16 protein-coding genes are annotated in these 18,225 nt (G+C 65.1%); 12 read left to right on the forward strand and 4 right to left on the reverse strand.

Translation table 11 applies throughout. The features are described from left to right. The first annotated feature begins 30 nt into the window (after positions 1–30). Both K9F62_12675 and K9F62_12680 read left to right on the forward strand, forming a co-directional pair. Positions 31–1,434: a sigma-54 dependent transcriptional regulator gene (locus K9F62_12675; GenBank protein ID UJX39582.1), complete on the forward strand. Its 1,404-nt coding sequence runs from the start codon at positions 31–33 to the stop codon at positions 1,432–1,434. Between the two features lie 88 nt (positions 1,435–1,522). Next, the gene (locus K9F62_12680) at positions 1,523–3,982 is read left to right on the forward strand and encodes a CBS domain-containing protein (protein ID UJX39583.1); all 2,460 of its coding nucleotides are present in this window, start codon (positions 1,523–1,525) and stop codon (positions 3,980–3,982) included. Positions 3,983–4,413: 431 nt separating this feature from the next. On the opposite strand, the gene K9F62_12685 is transcribed toward K9F62_12680, so the two are convergent. Then, the gene (locus K9F62_12685) at positions 4,414–6,123 is read right to left on the reverse strand and encodes an EAL domain-containing protein (GenBank protein UJX39584.1); all 1,710 of its coding nucleotides are present in this window, start codon (positions 6,121–6,123) and stop codon (positions 4,414–4,416) included. A gap of 508 nt (positions 6,124–6,631) precedes the next feature. On the opposite strand from K9F62_12685, the gene K9F62_12690 reads away from it, so the two are divergent. From K9F62_12690 to K9F62_12700, 3 genes are all read left to right on the forward strand, one after another. Further along, positions 6,632–6,814 (forward strand): ferredoxin, encoded by a 183-nt coding sequence (locus K9F62_12690; protein ID UJX39585.1) that lies wholly within the window; start codon positions 6,632–6,634, stop codon positions 6,812–6,814. Between the two features lie 195 nt (positions 6,815–7,009). After that, positions 7,010–7,159: a hypothetical protein gene (locus K9F62_12695; protein UJX39586.1), complete on the forward strand. Its 150-nt coding sequence runs from the start codon at positions 7,010–7,012 to the stop codon at positions 7,157–7,159. A 238-nt stretch (positions 7,160–7,397) separates the two neighbouring features. Further along, entirely contained in the window at positions 7,398–8,432 is a 1,035-nt protein-coding gene (locus K9F62_12700; GenBank protein UJX39587.1) for a DUF1786 domain-containing protein, read from the forward strand. Between the two features lie 512 nt (positions 8,433–8,944). On the opposite strand, the gene K9F62_12705 is transcribed toward K9F62_12700, so the two are convergent. Beyond that, positions 8,945–9,808: a carboxymuconolactone decarboxylase family protein gene (locus tag K9F62_12705; GenBank protein UJX39588.1), complete on the reverse strand. Its 864-nt coding sequence runs from the start codon at positions 9,806–9,808 to the stop codon at positions 8,945–8,947. A 99-nt stretch (positions 9,809–9,907) separates the two neighbouring features. Here K9F62_12705 and K9F62_12710 point away from each other — a divergent pair, with 99 nt between their 5' ends. Then, a complete protein-coding gene (locus K9F62_12710; GenBank protein UJX39589.1) occupies positions 9,908–10,801 on the forward strand; it encodes a LysR family transcriptional regulator in 894 nt (297 codons plus the stop codon). Here the strand turns inward: K9F62_12710 and K9F62_12715 are convergent. Beyond that, positions 10,795–11,646 (reverse strand): YitT family protein, encoded by an 852-nt coding sequence (locus K9F62_12715; protein UJX39590.1) that lies wholly within the window; start codon positions 11,644–11,646, stop codon positions 10,795–10,797. The two genes, K9F62_12710 and K9F62_12715, sit on opposite strands and share 7 nt — an antisense overlap. 140 nt (positions 11,647–11,786) lie before the next feature. Between K9F62_12715 and K9F62_12720 the strand changes: the two genes are divergently transcribed. Next, entirely contained in the window at positions 11,787–12,482 is a 696-nt protein-coding gene (locus K9F62_12720) for a hypothetical protein (protein ID UJX39591.1), read from the forward strand. A gap of 153 nt (positions 12,483–12,635) precedes the next feature. Here K9F62_12720 and K9F62_12725 read toward each other — a convergent pair whose 3' ends face one another. Next, positions 12,636–13,169 carry a hypothetical protein gene (locus K9F62_12725; protein UJX39592.1) on the reverse strand — a complete coding sequence of 178 codons (534 nt, stop codon included), beginning with the start codon at positions 13,167–13,169 and terminating at the stop codon, positions 12,636–12,638. A gap of 102 nt (positions 13,170–13,271) precedes the next feature. Here K9F62_12725 and K9F62_12730 point away from each other — a divergent pair, with 102 nt between their 5' ends. The 5 genes from K9F62_12730 to K9F62_12750 all read left to right on the forward strand — a co-directional run bounded on the left by K9F62_12730 (position 13,272) and on the right by K9F62_12750 (position 18,032). Further along, positions 13,272–14,021 (forward strand): NAD-dependent deacylase, encoded by a 750-nt coding sequence (locus K9F62_12730; GenBank protein UJX39593.1) that lies wholly within the window; start codon positions 13,272–13,274, stop codon positions 14,019–14,021. Between the two features lie 29 nt (positions 14,022–14,050). After that, complete coding sequence (locus K9F62_12735) at positions 14,051–14,803, forward strand: MotA/TolQ/ExbB proton channel family protein (protein ID UJX39594.1); 753 nt, start codon at positions 14,051–14,053, stop codon at positions 14,801–14,803. Between the two features lie 3 nt (positions 14,804–14,806). Further along, complete coding sequence (tolR, locus tag K9F62_12740) at positions 14,807–15,247, forward strand: protein TolR (GenBank protein UJX39595.1); 441 nt, start codon at positions 14,807–14,809, stop codon at positions 15,245–15,247. A 41-nt stretch (positions 15,248–15,288) separates the two neighbouring features. Beyond that, the gene (gene tolA / locus K9F62_12745) at positions 15,289–16,539 is read left to right on the forward strand and encodes a cell envelope integrity protein TolA (GenBank protein UJX39596.1); all 1,251 of its coding nucleotides are present in this window, start codon (positions 15,289–15,291) and stop codon (positions 16,537–16,539) included. 170 nt (positions 16,540–16,709) lie between these two features. Further along, complete coding sequence (locus K9F62_12750; GenBank protein UJX39597.1) at positions 16,710–18,032, forward strand: TolB family protein; 1,323 nt, start codon at positions 16,710–16,712, stop codon at positions 18,030–18,032. The last annotated feature ends 193 nt before the right edge of the window (positions 18,033–18,225 follow it).

Genomic DNA, 18,225 nt, shown 5'->3' on the forward strand with positions numbered 1-18,225 from the left:
GGCCCGGCGGCAAGACAACCTGGAGCGGTGATGCCTGCGCGCATTCTGGTCATCGAAGACGACGCGGCTTTTCAGGCCATGCTGTTGGAGGCGCTTTCCTCCAAGGGCTACGATCCGGTCGGCGTGGGCTCGGCCGAGGAGGGCGTGGCCCGGGCCAGGGCCGAAGCCTTCGACCTGGTCATCACCGACGTCATGCTGCCCGGCATGGACGGCATCGAGGGCCTGTCCAGGATCAAGGAGGCCAGCCCCCAAAGCGAGGTCATCGTCATGACCGGCTACTCGGCCCGGGAAAAGGCCTTGCAGGCGGTCAGACTCGGGGCCTACGATTTTTTCACCAAGCCCTTTTCCCTGGCCGAGATGGAGGTCGTCATCCACCGGGCCCTGGAGCGCCGGGAGCTGGTCATGGAACTCTCCCGCCTCAAGTCGGCCATGGCCGCCGGGCGCGGACCGGTCATCGTGGGCCAGTCGCCGGTCATGCGGGACGTGGTGGACATGGTGCGCCGGGTGGCCCCGCTCGATTCCACGGTGCTCATTACCGGCGAATCCGGCGCGGGCAAGGAGGTGGTGGCCGACGCGGTCCAGGCGCTGAGCCTGCGGGCCGACGCCCCGTTTATCAAGGTCAATTGCGCCGCCATTCCGGAAAACCTGCTGGAGTCGGAGCTGTTCGGCCACGAGAAGGGCGCCTTTACCGGCGCGGTGGCGCTCAAAAAGGGCAAGTTCGAGCTGGCCAACGGCGGCACCCTCATGCTCGACGAAATCGGGGACATGCCGCTTTTCCTCCAACCCAAGCTGTTGCGCGCCGTGGAGCAAAAGCAGATCGAACGCGTGGGTGGAGCGCGGCCCATCGATATCGACATCCGCATCATCGCCGCCACCAACCAGGATCTCCAGACCCTGGTCGCCGCAAAGCAGTTCCGGGCCGATCTCTACTACCGCCTGAGCGTGGCCGCCATTCCCCTGCCGCCGCTGCGCGACCGCAAGGAGGACCTGCCCCTTCTGGTCGGGCATTTCCTGGAACGCATCAACCCGCGCGTGGGTGTCAATTTGCGCGGCGTCTCCCGCGAGGGCATGCAGCTCCTGTATGCCTGCGACTGGCCGGGCAACGTCCGCCAGCTGGCCAACGCCCTGGAACGGGCGGCCATTCTCAGCTCCGGGGATGTGCTGACCGCCGCGGAAATCTCCCGGGCTCTGGACGGCACGCCCCGCCGTCCGCCCGAGGAAGCGCAGGCGCCGGTGGTCGCCGACCGGATCGGCAACCTGCGCCAGACGCTCCAGGACATGGAGCGCGGCATGATCGTGGCCGCGCTGCAAAAATCCGGCGGTTCCCAGAAGGACGCGGCCAGGCTTTTGGGGGTCAGCCCCAAAAACCTGTGGAATAAGATACAAAAGCATCGCATTGGGGCGACCGACTACGGCGCCCTGCCGGCTTCCTGATCGTTTTCGGCCTTGCCGCAGCGGCGAAAATCGGGCATCGCCCCCTGCTGACTTCCACCTTGTTGCGTACGCTGCCCGAGGAGGTTTCATGGGCGACAGACGCTTGGCCGAAATCGTCTCACCCGACGTCATCGCCATTGCCCCGACCGAGACCATGCGCGCGGCCCTGGCCGTCATGCGCGACCACGGCATTTCCTGTCTTGTCGCCACCGAGGACGGCGCGCCCGTCGGCATCGTCACCGAGCGCGACATCCTGTGGGCGGCGGCCCATCGCGGCCTGGATTTCCCGGACCGGCCCGTGCGCGACGTCATGACCGCGCCGGTGGTGACCGTGGCCGGGGACACCATGCTTGTCGATGCCTACCATCTGATGGTCAAAAAGCGCCTGCGTCATCTGGTCATGGTGGACGCGGCCGGCAAGATCGGCGGCGTGCTGACCCAGTCGGATCTGGTCGAGGGGCTGGGCCATGAGGGCCTTTCGGAAATAAAGCGCGTCGGCGCCATCATGACCCGCGACGTGGTGACCGCGCCGGGAGGCATTTCCGTGCGCGAGGCCGTCGGGCGCATGGCCGGGCGGTCCATCTCCTGTCTGGTCGTGGTCCGCGACGGCCGTCCGGCCGGCATCATCACCGAGCGCGACGTGGTGCGGCTTTTGGCCGACAATCCCCGGCTCGGCCGGCTGACGCTGTACGACATCATGAGCTGTCCGGTGGTGTGCGTGGAGGCCGACCAGCCCGTGTTCGAGGCGGCCATGCTCATGAAAAAGCGCCGCATGCGCCGACTGGTGGTGGTCGATGACGACCGCCGCCTGATGGGGCTCGTCACCCAGTCGGACATCGTGCGGGGCCTCGAAAGCCGCTACGTGCGCAGCCTCAAGTCGGCCCTGGACGAGAAGGACCAGGCGCTGCGGCACGTGGGCGACTGCCTGGGCGAAAAGACCCTCTTTCTCGACAACCTGCTGCGCAGCGCCGAAACGGGCGTCATCGCCGCCGACGAGCACTGGCGCGTCACCTATGTCAACCCGGCGGCCGAGGACATCTTTTCCATTTGCGGCACGGCCCTTGTCGGCAGGGACATCCGCGAGGTGCACGTCCAGTACGGCGTGGACCTCGGGTCGCTGGCCCGGGGGCTCGACGCCATTTCCGCCAGCCGCAGCCACGAATTTTCCTTCTCCCTTCCCGCAGGCGACGGCCCCCGCCATTATGCCGCCCGGGCCTCGGGCATCTACGACACGCAGGGGGCCCCCGTCGGCTTCATGCTCGTGGTGCGCGACGATACCGAACGCTGCCGGGCCGGGGAGCATCTCGAACGCCTCACCCGCAACCTCGAGCGGCTCGTCATCGAACGCACGAGCGACCTGACCGCCAAGGCCCGGGAGTTGACGGAAGCCAACGAGCGCCTGCGCGATATGGACGCCATCAAAAGCGCCTTTCTCTCCTCGGTCTCCCACGAGCTGCGCACGCCGCTGACCTCGCTTTTGGGCTTTTCCAAGCTTATCGGCCGGGATTTCGGCCGGCATTTTCTGCCCCTGGCCGCTGGCGACGCCGTCCTGGCCAAGCGCGGGGCGCGCATCGTCGAGAACCTGCGCGTGCTTGCGGCCGAGGGCGAGCGCCTGGCCCGGCTGTTAAACGACTTTCTCGACCTGTCCCGCATCGAGTCCGGCCGCATGGAGTGGCGCGACCGTCCGGTGGATCTGGCCGAGGTGATCCGTAACGCGCTGGCCGCCGTGTCCGGGCTCTTCGCTTCCCGGCCGGAGGTGGATCTGGAGTCGCGGCTGCCGGAAGTCTCGCCGGTGGTGGTGGCCGATCCGGACCGGCTGGAGCAGGTCCTTTTGAATCTCATCGGCAATGCGGCCAAATTCACCACCGTGGGCGCGGTTACGGTGATGCTCGACGTGCCCCGTCCCGGGCTGGCCCGGGTGTCGGTGCGCGACACGGGACCCGGCATCGCCCCGCAGGATCGGGAACGCATCTTCGACAAATTCCGCCAGGTCGGGCGCGATCCCGAAGGCTCGGCCCCGGCCAAGGGCACGGGCCTGGGCCTGGCCATCTGCCGGGAGATCGTGACCCATTACGGCGGGCGCATCTGGGTGGAGCCTGCTCCGGCGCGCGGGGCGGCCTTCATCTTCGAACTGCCCACCGCAGCGTCCGGGGACGCGGACGCACCCGCCTCGCCGGGCAAGACGCGGCTGCGGGAAAAGCCGCTGGTCCTCGTGGTCGACGACGATCCGGCCGTGTCCTCGTTTCTCATCCAGTTCCTGGAAGGGGAGGGCTACCGGGTGGCCTCGGCCCATGACGGGGAATCGGCGCTGGCGGCGGCGGAAAAGCTGCGCCCCGGAGTGATCACCATGGATATGGCCATGCCGGGCATGGACGGCCGGGCGGCCATGGAAGCCTTGCGCCGGGACCCGGCCCTGGCCGCCATTCCCATCCTGGTCATCACCGGGCATGGCGACGCGCCGTTTGCGGCCGCCGACGCGGTGCTGCCGAAGCCCCTCGACCCCGACAAGCTGTTGACCGCCATCGAGACGCTTTTGGCCCGGAAGTGAGGGGCCGGCTCTTTACAACGGGACGGGGATGCTTATTTGGAAGGTGTAAGGGGAGCGGTTCTCCAAGCGATATGGGAGCAACGGAAACGGAGGGCAGCGCGAAATAAACAATATCTACCATACCCAGCGCATCGAGGCGCGATTTTCCGAGATTCGCCAGACGTACTAGGAAGAGTTCCCGAAGCAAGCTTCGGAACCGGTTGTGTAAGCAACTCCTGCGTCGACGGCGAATCTCTTTTTATATGGTTCGTTCGAAAGATTCCGGGGGGAAACTTTGTCTTTCGAAAAGTTTCCCCCCGGACCCCCTTTCCAAAGACTTTTAACGATAACAGCTTGTCACCGTTGAAAGTTTTTGGGAGGGGAGAGCGCGAGAGGGGAACCCTTTTTTCAAAAAGGGTTCCCCTCTCGCATCGCTTTCCATTTCCGCCCCTCTAGATCGTACCGTCAGCGGGTGGGGTGATGTTCCATTTCTTGCCCACCAGGGCGTCGAGGTTCTCGCCGGGCACGGGCTTGGAAAAGTAGAATCCCTGGGCGCTTTCGCACCGCAGATCCGACAGGGCCGTGCGATGCTCGGCCAGCTCCACCCCCTCGGCCACCACCTCCAGCCCCAGCTTGTGCGCCATGGCGATGATCGTGCGCACGATCTCCATGTTTTGTTCCGCCTCGTTCATGTTGCCCACGAACGAGCGGTCGACCTTGAGGCTGTCGAAGGGGAAGCGCTGGATATAGGACAGCGAGGAATAGCCCGTGCCGAAGTCGTCGATGACCACCTTGACCGACAGGGCCTTGAGCCGCTTGATGGTGGCCACGGCCTCGTCGGCGTTGTCCATGAGCACGGATTCGGTCAGTTCGAGCTTGACCAGCGACGGATCGATTTCGGTCTCGGTCAGAATGGCGGCCACTTCCTCCACGAAATCCGGTCGCTTGAACTGGCGTCCCGAAATGTTGACGGAAAGCGTCAGGTTTGCGCCGTCCGGGTGCTTCCTGCCCAGGTCCACCATGCACCGGCAGGCCTGGCGCAGGACCATGGCCCCCAATTCGTTGATGAGTCCGGTTTCCTCGGCGATGGGAATGAATTCGCTTGGCGGGATGGTTCCCTTGGCGGGATGGAACCAGCGGGCCAGGGCCTCGACGCCGGTGATCTCGCCCGTGGAAAGCGACACGATGGGCTGGTAGTGGACCGTCATCTCGCCCGACTCCAGGGCATGGCGTAGCGCCAGCTCCATCTCCATGCGGCGCTGGGTGAGCACCCGCATGCCGGCGTCGAACACGGTGTAGTGGTCGCCGCCGTGCTCCTTGGAGCTGTACATGGCGTTGTCCGCGTCGCGAAGCACCTGGTCGGGGTGTTCGTAGGCCCCGGAGCCAAGCACCACCCCGATGCTGCAGGTGACGAAAATTTCCTGTTTTTTGAGGCGAAACGGCGCGGCCAGATGCCGCAGCACATTGTCGGCCATGGCGCTGACGTCGGCCAGGCCGGCCAGATCCTCCACCAGGATGGCGAATTCGTCGCCGCCGAAGCGGGCCAGGGTGTCCACGTCGCGCAGCAGTTTTTGCAGCCGGTTGGCGATGATCATGAGCAGCCGGTCGCCGGTGACGTGGCCGAACGTCTTGTTGACCAGCTTGAAGCGGTCGATGTCGAGGTACACCACCGCGTACAGGGCTTCGGGGTTGCGCTTGAGGCGCTTTATGGCCTGCTCCAGGCGGTTGAGGAACAGGGCCCGGTTGAAGAGCCCGGTCAGGGTGTCGTGGAAGGCGTCGTGGAGGATGTGCTCCTCGAGCTGCTTTTGCCGCGAAATGTCCGTGAGAACGATCAGCGCCCCGGGCATCGCCCCGGCCAGCGGGGTCACGACCAGGGAGCGCCAGCTCGTGGATTGCGACTTGCCGCAGGGCAGGTCCATGGCGTAGCGGGGCGCTTTTCCCGCAAGCACCGAGGCCAGTCCTTCGCGTACGGCCGTCGCGGCCGCAGGCTGGAACAGGGCGTTGCAATACTCGGCGAAGGCGCGTCCCACGGGCTCGCCCGGAACGATCTCGCGCAACTGGGACAGGCAGGAGGCATTGGCCGCGACGACGACCCCCGCCGCATTGAGAACGGCGGTATGTGATGGAAGGGATTCCAGGAGGTCGGAAGGTTCGGGAAGCATGACCCTCGGTCGCCGGTTGCTTTGGTGGGGGAGCAATTGGCCGCCGTTTGTCGAAAAATTATACAGTTTTTGCAATCAAGCGTAAAGGCAAATCGCCGTCCGCGCGTCCTCCCTCAAGGCACCTGACGGGCTCGCCACAATCCAGGAATTTTCTGTTTGGCATAATATGCAAGCAAACACAATGCCTTGACCAGAGCTTTCGAAAGGGCGCTCCGCCTGGGCCGTTCTTGACTTTTCGCGGACGCCCCGTCATAGACGAGCTTCCCGGGCAATGTGCCTTGCCTGGGCGTTGGGGGGACAAGGTCCCGTGTACGTGACCATTTTTCTCCAACAACCGCGGAGTGTTGAGGCATCTTCCAGGGTGAGCGCTTCTCCCTGGAGCGGCAGAGGGTTTAGTGACGACATCCTGGCAACATAGGGTTTACAAGTCGGCTTGACGCCGCCCAGGGGTTTTTCCGGAAAACCGGGCAAGGCGGCTTCGAGCCAAACCTTTTAAGGAGGACCGGTCATGGCCATTGTTATCGACGACGACGCTTGCATGGGTTGTGAAGCCTGCGTGGAAACCTGCCCCGACGCCTTCGAGATGAATGGCGACGGCGACAAGGCCGTTGTGAAAGACGCCGATTCCGACGCCGAATGCGTGGACGAAGCCATCGACGCCTGTCCGGCCGAAGCCATCAGCAAGTCCTGAATCCGTTCGCCCGTTACGGGCAAAACCGCGCCGGGAAACCGGCGCGGTTTTTTTTTGTGGCGCGGCTAAGCCCTTCCCGGGATCGTCCGATAAGAACGGCGAAGGCCTCCCCGGAGAAGGGAGGAGAAATAAAAAAGGAACGCTTCTTGCTTATGAAAAAGCGTCAGGGGGCTCCCCCCCATCCGAGGTGCCATCATGAAGCGCTTTCGAAACTACCTGCAACATCGGCTCAACCCCGTGCATATGTACTGCCGGCTTGTGGATTTCGGTCTGGCCAGCGTCCGCGCCAAGCGTGTGTGCTCCGTCTACGAGCGCTTCATCTACAAAGCCTTGCTGTTTCATTAGGAAACGCCGTCCCCTGGTCGTAAGCCGGCCGCGACTCCCCGCCGCCGGCCTTACGGCTGGCCATCCCTCGACAATTCCCTCGCCTCGGCCCGAGTGCAATTTTTTCTCACTCCGATCACCAATTGTATCATTTTCGTAACCGGAACCGTCGGGCGCGTCCCTATCCGTCTCGCGCCTGCCTTGAAGCGCGGCCGGTTTGGGCGTACGTACGGGCACTTTCATAGCCAAGGAGGCGTCGATGGCCGAACGCACGCTGTGCCTGGATATCGGCTCCGGTACCCAGGACGTCTACTACCACCTGCCCGACCTGGAACCGGAAAACTGCCCCAAATTCGTGCTGCCCTCGCCAGCCCGTCGCGTTGCGGCAAGACTTGCCGCGCTGACCGCCGCCGCCAAGCCCGTCTACCTGTGCGGGCACAATATGGGGGGAGGTTTTTTCAAGGCGTTTCGCGCCCATAGAAAGGCCGACCTGCCCCTTGCCGCCCACCCCGACGCCGTCTGGGCCCTGACCGACGACCCCAAACGCCTCGAAGACACCATGGGCGTCACCATTACCGAACACCGCCCCGACGGCTACGTGCCCCTGCCGCTGTCCGATTACGACCCCGGTTTCTGGTCCTGTTTCCTGGCCGCCGCCGGACTGCCCGAACCCGAATGCGTCATGGCCTGCGCCCAGGACCACGGCCTGCACCCCGGCAAAAGCAGCCGCGAAGGCCGCTTCAAACTCTGGGAACGCTTCCTGCGCGAGGCCGACGGACACCCCGAAGCCCTGGTCTACGAAACGCCGCCCCCGGAACTCACCCGGCTGGCCACCCTCCAGACCGCCATCGGTGGCGGCCCCGTGGCCGACACCGCCGCCGCCGCCGTGCTCGGCATGCTCACCGACCCGGCCATCAAAGCCCGCTCCGCCGAGACCGGCGTCATGCTCGTCAACGTCGGCAACAGCCATACCGTCGCCGCCCTGGTCCACCGCCAGCGCATCTACGGCATCTACGAACACCACACCGGCATGCTGCCCGCCGATGACGTCTGGAACGACCTCGAACGCTTCCGACGCGGCGACCTTACCAACGCCGAAGTCTTCGACAAAGGCGGACACGGCAGCCTCACCCTGGCCTTCCCCGAAACCGCCGGCATTTTCCCCCATACCTGCGTCATCGGCCCCAAACGCGCACTGCTCAAAGGCTTCGATGTTACTTTCCCCAGCCCCGGCGCCGACATGATGCTCACCGCCTGCTTCGGCTTGGTGGATTGGCTGCGCCGTCGTCGGTAACGGGCGGGGGCTCTGCCCCCGTACCCCCGGCAGGGCGCTGCCCTGCACCCCACCGCCGGGCTCTGCCCGGACCCGCCGGGAGGCCATGGGCCCCCCGGACCCCCCTTCCGGTGTGCTTTGGCCAGGCTGGAGGTTTGGTTGGTTGGCGGAAGGGCGGAGAGTGGAAGATGGCGGCGGAATTTGTCGGGACGCTGCCGCCGCTTCGCGGCAGGCTCGTCCCAGGCAAATTCCGCCGCCACCACGCCGGTCGCCCCAAGGGGGCGACATTCGGAGAACATCTCTTCTTTTTTTAATGCGGCGCTTCGCCGCTGGCGCGGTTGTCGCCGCAATCGCGTCCGGCGTCGAGGGGCGTAAGCCCCTCGTGCCGCCGGGCCGATTGCGGCGACAAGCATTCGTCGTTCCGCCCCCCGACTCCACCTCCACCCACCATCCCAACCCGGTAAAAGGGGGTCCGGGGGACATCAAGTCCCCCGGCGGTGGGGGCCAGGGGAGGCAGAGCCTCCCCTGGCCGTCTATCCTTCCTCCTCCGCGAACGCTTCCCTGGCCACGGCCAGGCCGTTGAGGGCGGAGGGGAAGCCGGCGTAGACGGCCATCTGGATGAGCACCTCGGTGATTTGTTCACGGCTGACGCCGACGCTGCGGGCGGCCTTGATGTGAACTTTGAGTTGCGGGGCCATGGTGCCCCGGGCTGTGGCGGCGGCGATCATGGCGATTTCCTTTTGGGCCGGGGTGAGAACGGCGCGGGAGATGACGTCGCCGTAGGAGAAGTCGAGGATGAAGCCGGCCATGTCGGGTGCGATGTCGGCCAGGGAATCGACGACGCGTTGTCCGGCGGATTGGCTGGTGATGGCCAGGGCGGCGAGGCCGCGTGCGTGCCGGTCGGGATTTTCGGGCGCGGGCGGTGGCGTGGGGACGACGCCCTGGGCGGTGAAGACCTCGCGGGCGGCGGCCAGGGCGTTGAGCCCGGCGGGGAAGCCGGCGAAGACGGTGGTCACGTAGATGATGTCCACGATGGCTTGCGGCGTAAGTCCGGTGGCCAGACCGGCTTCGATGTGGAAGCGCAATTGGGGCGCGGCGTTGCCAAGGGCGGCCAGGGCGGCGATGGTGGCGGTCTGGCGCGAGGCCGGGTCCAGCCCGGGCCGGGTGAAGACGTCGCCGTAGCCGAATTCCACGACGAACCGGGCCATGTCCGGGGCGATGTCGGCCAGGCCATCCTGGACGGCCTGGGCTTTTTGGGGGGCCAGGGCGACAAGCGCCTTCCAGCCGCGTGCGTAGCGTTCGCTTTCCATGGTCGCACCTCCGCAAAGGGTTGTGGTTGTGAGGGTGAGCAAAAGGGCCAGGGCGGCCCGGATGCCGGTTACGGGTGATCGGATCATGGTCGCCTCCCTGGGGTTGTTTCCGGCAGGGTAGGCGGGCTGGATTGATATGTGAAATATAATTTCACATTCTGATTGATATGTGGAAGATATCGATCCATGGAATTGCGGGATTGTCGGTGTTTCGTGGCCGTGGCCGAGGAGCTGCATTTCGGCCGGGCGGCGGCGCGACTGGGCATGGCGCAGCCGCCGCTCAGTCAGCGGATTCGGGCGCTCGAGGCGGAACTTGGAGCGGCGCTTTTCGTGCGCACCAGCCGCATGGTGGCGCTGACTCCGGCCGGGGAGGCGTTTTGGCGCGAGGCGCGGGCGCTTCTGGCGCTGGCCGGAGAGGCGGCGGCGGTGCCACGGCGGGTGGCGGCCGGGCTTTGCGGGCGGCTCCGGGTGGGGTTCGTCAATCCGGCCATGGACGCGTTTTTATCCGCGACGCTGGCCATATTTCGGCAAAATGCCCCGGATGTGGAACTGGTGCTTCGGGAAATGGGCAGCCGGGAGCAGGGCGAGGCCTTGGCCGCCGGACGTCTGGATGTGGGGTTTCTGCGCCTTGGCGGGCCGGAGCCGCCGGGGGTGGAGGTGAGCGTCATTTCCCGGGAGCCGTATCTGCTGGCGGTGCCGGCCGGCCATGTCCTGGCCGGGAAGAAGCGGATCGCGCTGGCCGATCTTGGCGGGACAGCCATGATTTTGCCGCAACGGCGGCAGGCCTCGGGGCTTGTGGCGGCCATCGAGGCGGCGTTCGCGGCGGCCGGGAGCAGGCCGCGGGTGGTGCAGGAAGCGGCGTCCAAGTTCACCATGCTGTCGCTGGTCGCGGCCGGCGTGGGCGTGGCGCTGTTGCCGGCCTCGGTACGGGTGTGGCGGCGGCGTGGGGTGGTGTTCCGGGACCTTGAGCCGGGGTTGCCGGAGGTCTTGCTGGCGGCTGCCGTGCCCCGGGGGCGCGGAGATGCGGCAGTCGGGCGTCTGGTCGCCCTGGCCCGGGCCTGCGCTTCGGGCGATCAGTAGATCTTGCGCCGGGCGAAGCCTTCTCCGAGCACGTTGAAGGTGTTTTCCACCACGAAGAAGGCGTTGGGGTCGTGCTTGAAGACGAGTTCCTCCAGGCGTTTGATCTGCACGGTGTTGGTGATGGTGAGGATGACCCGCTTGGATTTGCCGGTATAGGCGCCCCAGCCGTGGAGGAAGGTGGCCCCGCGCCGCAGCTTGTGGATGATTTCCCAGGCGATGGCGTCGGCCTGGTCGGAAATGATGAAGACCATCTTGCGCTGGTTGAAAAGCGACAGGAAGTAGTCCATGACCTGGGAGTAGGTATAGGACAGGATGATGGAGTACAGGACCAGGGTCGGTTCGTAGAAGGCGAAGCCGGCGGCGAACACGGCCAGATTGAAAAAGAAATTGAATTGGCCGATGCGCAGGTTGTATTTCTGGTTGAGCCAGATAGCCAGGATGTCCGTGCCGCCGGCGGAGCCCATCGAGCGCAGCATGATGCCCGAGCCCGCGCCGAGGACCGCGCCGCCGAAAATGGCGGCCAGAAGCGGGTCGGCGATGAGGACGCGTTCAGGCAGGACCTGCATGAAGAGGCTGACGATGCCCATGCCGAAACAGGTGTACAGGAAGAAGCGGCGCGACAGGCTGTGCCAGCCGAGCAGCAGCAGCGGCACGTTGAGCAGGAAGTAGAGCGGACCCGGACCGAAGATTCCGGTCAGGTAGTAGACGAGCAGGGCCAGGCCCGAGATGCCGCCGGACATGAGTCCTTTGCCAACGGCGAATTCGTTGATGCCAAGGCTGAAGATCAGGCCCCCGAAAGTAAGCAGGCCGAGGTTCCAGGATACGGCGCGGATGTTTGTGGGCATATCCCCCTGTAGCCTTGCCGGCTTGCCCGGGCAAGGGGATTGTTGCCACTGCGGTGGGGTGGGTGTAGCCCTGGCTTGGCGTGGCCGACAACCGACCGGACGTGCGGGATTTTTTAACATGGCGTGTGGTGAGCAAGCGTATGGATGACGCCCTGCTGCAGCATCTCAAAGTCGCCTTGCTGGGGTATCTGGGCAAGGCGGTCGATTTCTGCCTGGGGCTGCTGGAAGCGGCCCTGGGCAGGCTCCTTGACGCGGCGGCCGCGCTGGCCGGCTGGACCGAGCACCTGCTTGCCCGAATCGCGGCCATGCCCTTGTGGATCACCATTCCGGCCGCCCTGGCCCTCATCGCCCTGGCGACCGCCTACGCCATGCGCCAGAAGCTCTACGACCGGCTCCTCCTTTATTACGATGTCTGGCTGCTGCGCGAAGGCTACCGCCGGCTGACGTTTTCGGTGCGTCGCGGCGCGGTGCGGCTGCGGCGGGTGCTCATGGCCCGGCCGGTGGCGCTGCCGGATCGCTTTGACGCCGTGGCGCTCTATGAGGCCGCGCCGGATCGCTATGCCGTGGCCTACGGCCCCGTCGACGGGACGGCCGAGGACGTGCGGCTGTACCGACGCGACAGACGCGCGGGCCTGCGGGACATGGGCGAGGACCTGATCCGGCATTTTCGGGCCAATGTGCACATGCTGCGCGCCGACGGGGAACTGCGGGCGCTTTTCGCCGTGCTCGATGCCCGGGACCAGGATTTCGCCGCCTGCCGGCCGGTGCTGCCCGGGGAGGAAGTGGAAAAGAGGGGGAAGATAAAGGAAGAAAGTGCGAGAGGGGAAACCCTTTGAAAAGGGTTCTCCCCTCTCGCGCTCTCCCCTTCCTAAATTTTTTACCTGTGAGGGGTTACGTCGGACATTCCCCCTTTATAGAGTCTTTGGAAAGGGGGTCCGGGGGGAGAACCTTTCTGCAAGAAAGGTTTCCCCCCGGTTCCTCCCTCGCGCCTAACGGCGGACGTTGGACCTGTTGGTGCAGGTGACGAAGCGGGCGTTGCACTGGTTGTAGCACATGTTGCGCGATTGCCCGAAGGTGGCGTGGTTGCAGCGCTGGGCGCAGTCGGCCTGCATCTGGTTGCAGCGGGCCACGTCGGCGACCCTGGCCCGTTCGGACCGTCCGGGTTGCCGCACGACAGCGCCCGGGGGCACGATCACCGACCCCGGAGGGGCGACCACCGGCGCACCGGGCTGGACCACGCCCTGGGAACGCGGCACGTACTTGGGGCGCGGCTTGTACCCCGGGGCCTTGGGCACGGGCGTGGTGGGCGCGGCTCTCGGGGGCTTGGGCACGGGTGCTGTGGGCGGGGTCACTTTGGGGACTGTGTTTCTGAATATGGGCTTGCCCGGCGCGTTGGGATTGACTGGCTGCCCGGGCGCGGGGCCGGACTGGAGCTGCACGAGCGGCTCGGCGGCAAGGGCCGGCGCGGCGGCGGGCAGGGTAAGCGCCAGGCAGAAAAGAAACGTCCTGATGCATGGCTGCATGGGCGAAAGCCTCCTTTGGCAAATGAAACATAATGCCGTTTGACAGCATAACGCGATCCTGCGAGAAAATACATCCGCCAAGGGATATGCAGGGAGTATGCCGTGGATGATGCCGCGCTTGAAAAGGCGGCCGGGCTTCTGGCCCGGTCGAGGACCGCCATTGCCCTGACCGGAGCCGGCATTTCGGTCGCCAGCGGCATTCCCGATTTCCGCAGTCCCGGCGGCCTGTGGGACCGCTACGACCCCATGGCCGTGGCCACGGTGACGGCCCTTGACCGTGCCCCGCGCCAGGTCTGGGAGTTTCTGCTCGACGCCATATCGGTCATCGGCCCGGCAAGGCCCAATCCGGCCCACGACGCCCTGGCCCGGCTGGAGGCGGCCGGGCGGCTCTCCGGCATCGTGACCCAAAATATTGACGGGCTGCACCAGGCCGCCGGCTCGAAAAACGTGGTCGAATTTCACGGTGGCATGGAGCGTTATTTCTGCATGGGCTGCGGCCGGGCCCACGCCCCGGAAACGGCGCTATCGCTGACCCGGGCGGACATCCCCTGGCGCTGCGGAGCCTGCGGCGGGGTGGTGCGGCCGGATATCGTGTTCTTCGGTGAGGCCATACCACTTGACGCCCTTGATAAAAGCGGTCAATTGGCCTTGGCCGCTGACATGATTATCGTGGCCGGAACATCGGGGGAGGTCGCCCCGGCCAACCTCCTGCCCAGGGAGGTCAAGGCCAAGGGCGGAACGGTCGTGGAAATCAATCTGACGGAAAGCGCCATAACGGGGCTCGCCGACGTCTCGATCTTCGCCGCGGCGGAGATCGCCCTGCCGGCCCTGGCCGGGCGCGCACTTTCCTAACCTCTTACATTTCCCACAGGTGGGTCGCAATGGATGCGCTTACGCCGCATGGCGGCTTTTGGGCCATGATGGCCAATGCCACGCCGACGGTCATGTTCGTCTTGTGTGTCCTTGGTTTCATGTCCCTTGGTTGTTGGAGCATCATCTTCGTCAAGATCTTCACGCTGACCTCGGCCAAGCGTGAAACCGCCAGGGATTTCGTCCGGTTCCAGGAAGCCGAAACCTTGCGCACGGCCATGCAGTCGCTTGGCCAGTCCCGCCAGTCCCCGGCGTTTCACGTCGGACGGCTGGCCTTCGAGGAACTCGTGCGCATGGAGCAGGCCGATCTCGATCCGGTGGAAAAAGGCCACGTCGCCATGGACAACATCCGCCGGGTGTTGCGCCAGGGCGTGTCCCAGGAACTGGCCAAGCTTTCGAGTTCCCTGCCCTTTCTGGCCACAAGCGCCAACGCCACGCCCTTTATCGGCCTTTTCGGCACGGTCTGGGGCATCATGAACTCGTTTCACTCCATCGGACTCATGCAGTCCGCCGCCCTGGCCGCCGTGGCCCCGGGCATCTCCGAGGCGTTGATCGCCACGGCCATCGGCTTGGCCGTGGCCATCCCGGCCGTCATCTCCTACAACTTCTTCCTGGGCTACATCCAGGCCATCGAGGGCGAGCTGGTCAACTTCGCCGGCGCGTTTCTCAACCGCATCCAGCGCGAAGTGACCTGGACCCCGCGCGAGGCCCAGGCCGACGCCCCGGCGGCGGCCCGTCGCCGGCCGGCCCCGGAGAGGTTCTAAGCCATGGGCATGCAGGTCGGCGGCAAGGGCCGCTTCATGGCCGACGTCAACGTGACGCCCTTTGTGGACGTCATGTTGGTGCTCCTTATCATCTTCATGGTCACCGCGCCCATGATGACCCAGGGGTTGCAGGTCGATCTGCCCCAGACCCGCGCGGTTTCCGTCCTGCCCAAGGAAAGCGACAGCGTGGTGTTGACCATCAAGGCCGACGGTGCCCTCTACCTGGATAAATACCAGGTGGAGCTCGGCGATCTGGGGGGACAGGTGCAACAGCTGGTGACCGCCCAGAAAAAGCAGCTTTTCCTGCGGGCCGACAAGTCCGTGCCCTATGGCACGGTGGTTGCCGTCATGGGTGTGGTCAAAGAGGCCGGCGTGGATAAGCTCGGCGTCGTGGCCGAAGAAGAAAAAACGGCCGCGCCCTCCTCAGCCGCCAAAAAGAAATAGGATCCGGACGCGTCGCCCGGCGTGTCACAGCGAGTGCCCCCATGCGCGTTCTTGGCTGGATATTTTCCATCTTCCTGCACCTGACGGTGGTGCTGGCAAGCCTCGTCTTCATCAATATCGAGCCGGTCAAATTCCAGCTCAACGTTCCCGTGTACGAAGTCGACCTCGTCTCGCTTGGCGCGCCCGGCCTGCCCCCCGGCGAGGCCGGCCTGCCGCCGGGGCCCAAGGGTCCGGGAGACCGGCCCCAGCCCGGTCCGCCCGAACCCGAGGGAGGACCCGGCGATGCCGCCGAGGCGCAACTGCCCGAGCCGGCCAAGGCTCCGGCCGAACCGGCCAAGCCCACCACACCCGAACCCGTGGCCGCCGTGCCCCAGGCGCCGGAACCGGAGCCCAAATCCGAGCCCAAGACCGAACCGAAGCCCGAGCCCAAGGTCGAGCCCAAGACGGATTTTAAAAAGCTCGAGGAAGCGACGAAGAAGGCCGAGGAAATCCAAAAGAAGGCCGCCGAGGCCAAAAAGATCGAGGAAATCAAAAAGGCCGAGTTGCTCAAAAAGGCCGAGGATGCCAAGAAGGCCGAAGAGAAAAAGAAAGCCGACGAGGCCAGGAAAGCCGAAGAGGCCAAGAAGAAGGTAGAGGAAGCTAAAAAGGCCGAGGAAGCCAAGAAAAAGGCGGACGAGGCGAAAAAGAAGGCCGAGGACGCCAAGAAGGCTGAAGAGGCCAAGAAGGCCGCTGACGCCAAAAAAGCCGAGGACGCGAAAAAAGCCGCTGACGCCAAGAAAGCGGCGGAAGCGGCCAAGGCGGCCGCGGCGGCCAAGGATGCGGCTTCCGCCAAGGACGTCCTGGCCAAGGCGCTCAAGGAGGCCAAGGCCAAGGCCGGACAGGGCGGCGGCAAAGGCACGGGCAAGGGCTCGGCTGGCGGTGATCCCCTGGCCAAGGCCCTGGCGGACGCCCGTCGCATGGCCGGCGGAGGCGGCGGTGGCGGTGGCAGCGGAGGAGGCGGCGGCGGCAGCGGCGTCACCATGGGGGTCTACGCCCAGATCGTCAACCGCGAGGTCAAAAAGAACTGGCGCTTCCCGCAAAGCGGCGCCCGGCAGCCGCTTATAGCCGTCGTGGAAGTGCACATCGACAAGAACGGGCGTATCCTCGAATATCGGCTGGTGCAGTCCTCCGGCCAGACCAGTTTCGACGCTTCGACCGTCAAGGCCGCGTCCGAGACGGACACGCTGCCGCCGCCGCCGCCGGGGCTGAACGTCCTGCAACTGCGGTTCAGCTCCCAGGAGCTTGGGCGGTAGAAATTCGATGGACGAGAGTTTTTTCCCCGGCCGGCATTTGCCTGGGACCCGGGAACACGGTATAGGCCGAAACGTGGGAATACCCATGCCGGCCATGAGGGCAGGCTCCCCGGCGCGGCGTCGGGGCTTAACGACAAACCGGCAAGCAGCGAGCTTCAGGGACTTGGACAATGACCACGCGCGTGCATAAGCGAATCATCAGTGTTTTCGGGGCACTCTTTATGCTTTTGGGCATCCTGTCCGGACGGGCCCCGGCCCAGACTTCCCTGGCCGTGGATATCCAGGGGCCGGGACAGGCCAAGATGAACCTGGTCCAGGCCAGGCCTTTTGCCGACGGCGGACAGCTCACACCGGCCGACAAACTGCAGGACCTTATCAACAAGGACCTGCAGTTTCTGCCATTCTTGCAACTGGTGCCGCCTTCCAACATCCCCGGCCAGATCGGCGGGGCCAAGGCGGAACAGATCGATTTCAAGCCCTTCGGCATGGCCAAGATCGACGTGCTCGTCACCTCCCAATGGTCACCCGGCGGCAACCTCGGCAATGTGGAGCTGCGCGCTTTCGAGGTCTATTCCCAGAAAGTGATCGTCGGCAAAGGCTATGACAGCGTCACCGACGCCCAATTGCCCGATATCGCCGATCGGTTCTGCATGGAACTCATGGCCGCGCTCACCGGCCAGGGCGGCTTCTTCAATTCCCAGATCGCCTTCGTGAAACCCAGCTCCGGCAAGGGCACCGACATCTGGACCGTGCGCCCCACCGGCCGGGGGCTGACCCGCGTCACCCACTACAACGAGCTCGGTATGGCCGAAAGCCCGTCCTGGTCTTTCGACGGCCGGCGCATCGCGTTTACCCTCATCGGCTCGCGCTCCCATTACCTGGGCGTCTGGTCCGGCGGCGGCAAGCCCCAGGTCTACACCCTGCCCAGCACCAATGTGGTGAGCCCGCGCTTTCTGCCGAGCGGCCAGATCGCCGTCAGCCTGCGCGTGCACGGCAAGGCGGACATTTACCTCCTGAATGCCAACCACCAGCCCGGACGGGTACTGGCCGGCGGCCCGGGCATCAACGTCTCCCCGAGCTTCGACGCCTCGGGCCGGCTCATGGCCTTTGTCAACGACCAGGCCGGCAACCCCAACATCTACCTTCAGGATGTCGGCGGCGGCTCCCCCAGGCGCATCACCACCTCGGGCTACAACACCAACCCGTCCATAAGCCCCGACGGCAAGCTCATCGCCTTCACCAAACAGCTTGGCGGCGGTCAGAAGGTCTTCGTCCACGATATGACCACCGGCCAGGAGACCCAGGTGACCTCGGGCGGTGGTTCGGATGAAAACCCCAGCTTTTCGCCGGACGGCTACTTTATCGTGTTTTCCTCGACCCGAAGCGGCCAGAAAAAGCTCTATGTCACGACCCGGCACGGCACACCGCCGATTAAGATTCCCACCGGTGACGGCGTAGCCCAAATGCCTTGCTGGGGGCCGCTGCCGCAGTAGTGTCACGGTTTTTTTCATTCCATGACGATCCTGTAATGGTCTGGCCAATGTGGAAAAGAACGGGATAAATGGAGTCCAGGGGTTAGCAAAAGCACTCAACCATGCAGAAAGCCCATAATTTCCCTGTTGCATTTTATTGCAGGAGGCGTAATTGGAGGCGCGTTCCGGTTGGTGCTTCGCCAGCCCCATCGAG

Source organism: Desulfovibrio sp. JY, assembly GCA_021730285.1.
Lineage (GTDB): Bacteria > Desulfobacterota > Desulfovibrionia > Desulfovibrionales > Desulfovibrionaceae > Solidesulfovibrio.

Excerpts from the sequence above, each read along its gene's own strand:
- K9F62_12720 (UJX39591.1), top strand. The coding sequence starts at position 11,787 with ATGGATGACGCCCTGCTGCAGCATCTCAAAGTCGCCTTGCTGGGGTAT.
- K9F62_12695 (UJX39586.1), top strand. The coding sequence starts at position 7,010 with ATGAAGCGCTTTCGAAACTACCTGCAACATCGGCTCAACCCCGTGCAT.
- K9F62_12750 (UJX39597.1), top strand. The coding sequence starts at position 16,710 with ATGACCACGCGCGTGCATAAGCGAATCATCAGTGTTTTCGGGGCACTC.
- K9F62_12675 (UJX39582.1), top strand. The coding sequence starts at position 31 with ATGCCTGCGCGCATTCTGGTCATCGAAGACGACGCGGCTTTTCAGGCC.
- tolR (UJX39595.1), top strand. The coding sequence starts at position 14,807 with ATGGGCATGCAGGTCGGCGGCAAGGGCCGCTTCATGGCCGACGTCAAC.
- K9F62_12735 (UJX39594.1), top strand. The coding sequence starts at position 14,051 with ATGGATGCGCTTACGCCGCATGGCGGCTTTTGGGCCATGATGGCCAAT.
- K9F62_12680 (UJX39583.1), top strand. The coding sequence starts at position 1,523 with ATGGGCGACAGACGCTTGGCCGAAATCGTCTCACCCGACGTCATCGCC.
- tolA (UJX39596.1), top strand. The coding sequence starts at position 15,289 with ATGCGCGTTCTTGGCTGGATATTTTCCATCTTCCTGCACCTGACGGTG.
- K9F62_12710 (UJX39589.1), top strand. The coding sequence starts at position 9,908 with ATGGAATTGCGGGATTGTCGGTGTTTCGTGGCCGTGGCCGAGGAGCTG.
- K9F62_12700 (UJX39587.1), top strand. The coding sequence starts at position 7,398 with ATGGCCGAACGCACGCTGTGCCTGGATATCGGCTCCGGTACCCAGGAC.
- K9F62_12715 (UJX39590.1), bottom strand. The coding sequence starts at position 11,646 with ATGCCCACAAACATCCGCGCCGTATCCTGGAACCTCGGCCTGCTTACT.
- K9F62_12705 (UJX39588.1), bottom strand. The coding sequence starts at position 9,808 with ATGATCCGATCACCCGTAACCGGCATCCGGGCCGCCCTGGCCCTTTTG.
- K9F62_12725 (UJX39592.1), bottom strand. The coding sequence starts at position 13,169 with ATGCAGCCATGCATCAGGACGTTTCTTTTCTGCCTGGCGCTTACCCTG.
- K9F62_12685 (UJX39584.1), bottom strand. The coding sequence starts at position 6,123 with ATGCTTCCCGAACCTTCCGACCTCCTGGAATCCCTTCCATCACATACC.
- K9F62_12690 (UJX39585.1), top strand. The coding sequence starts at position 6,632 with ATGGCCATTGTTATCGACGACGACGCTTGCATGGGTTGTGAAGCCTGC.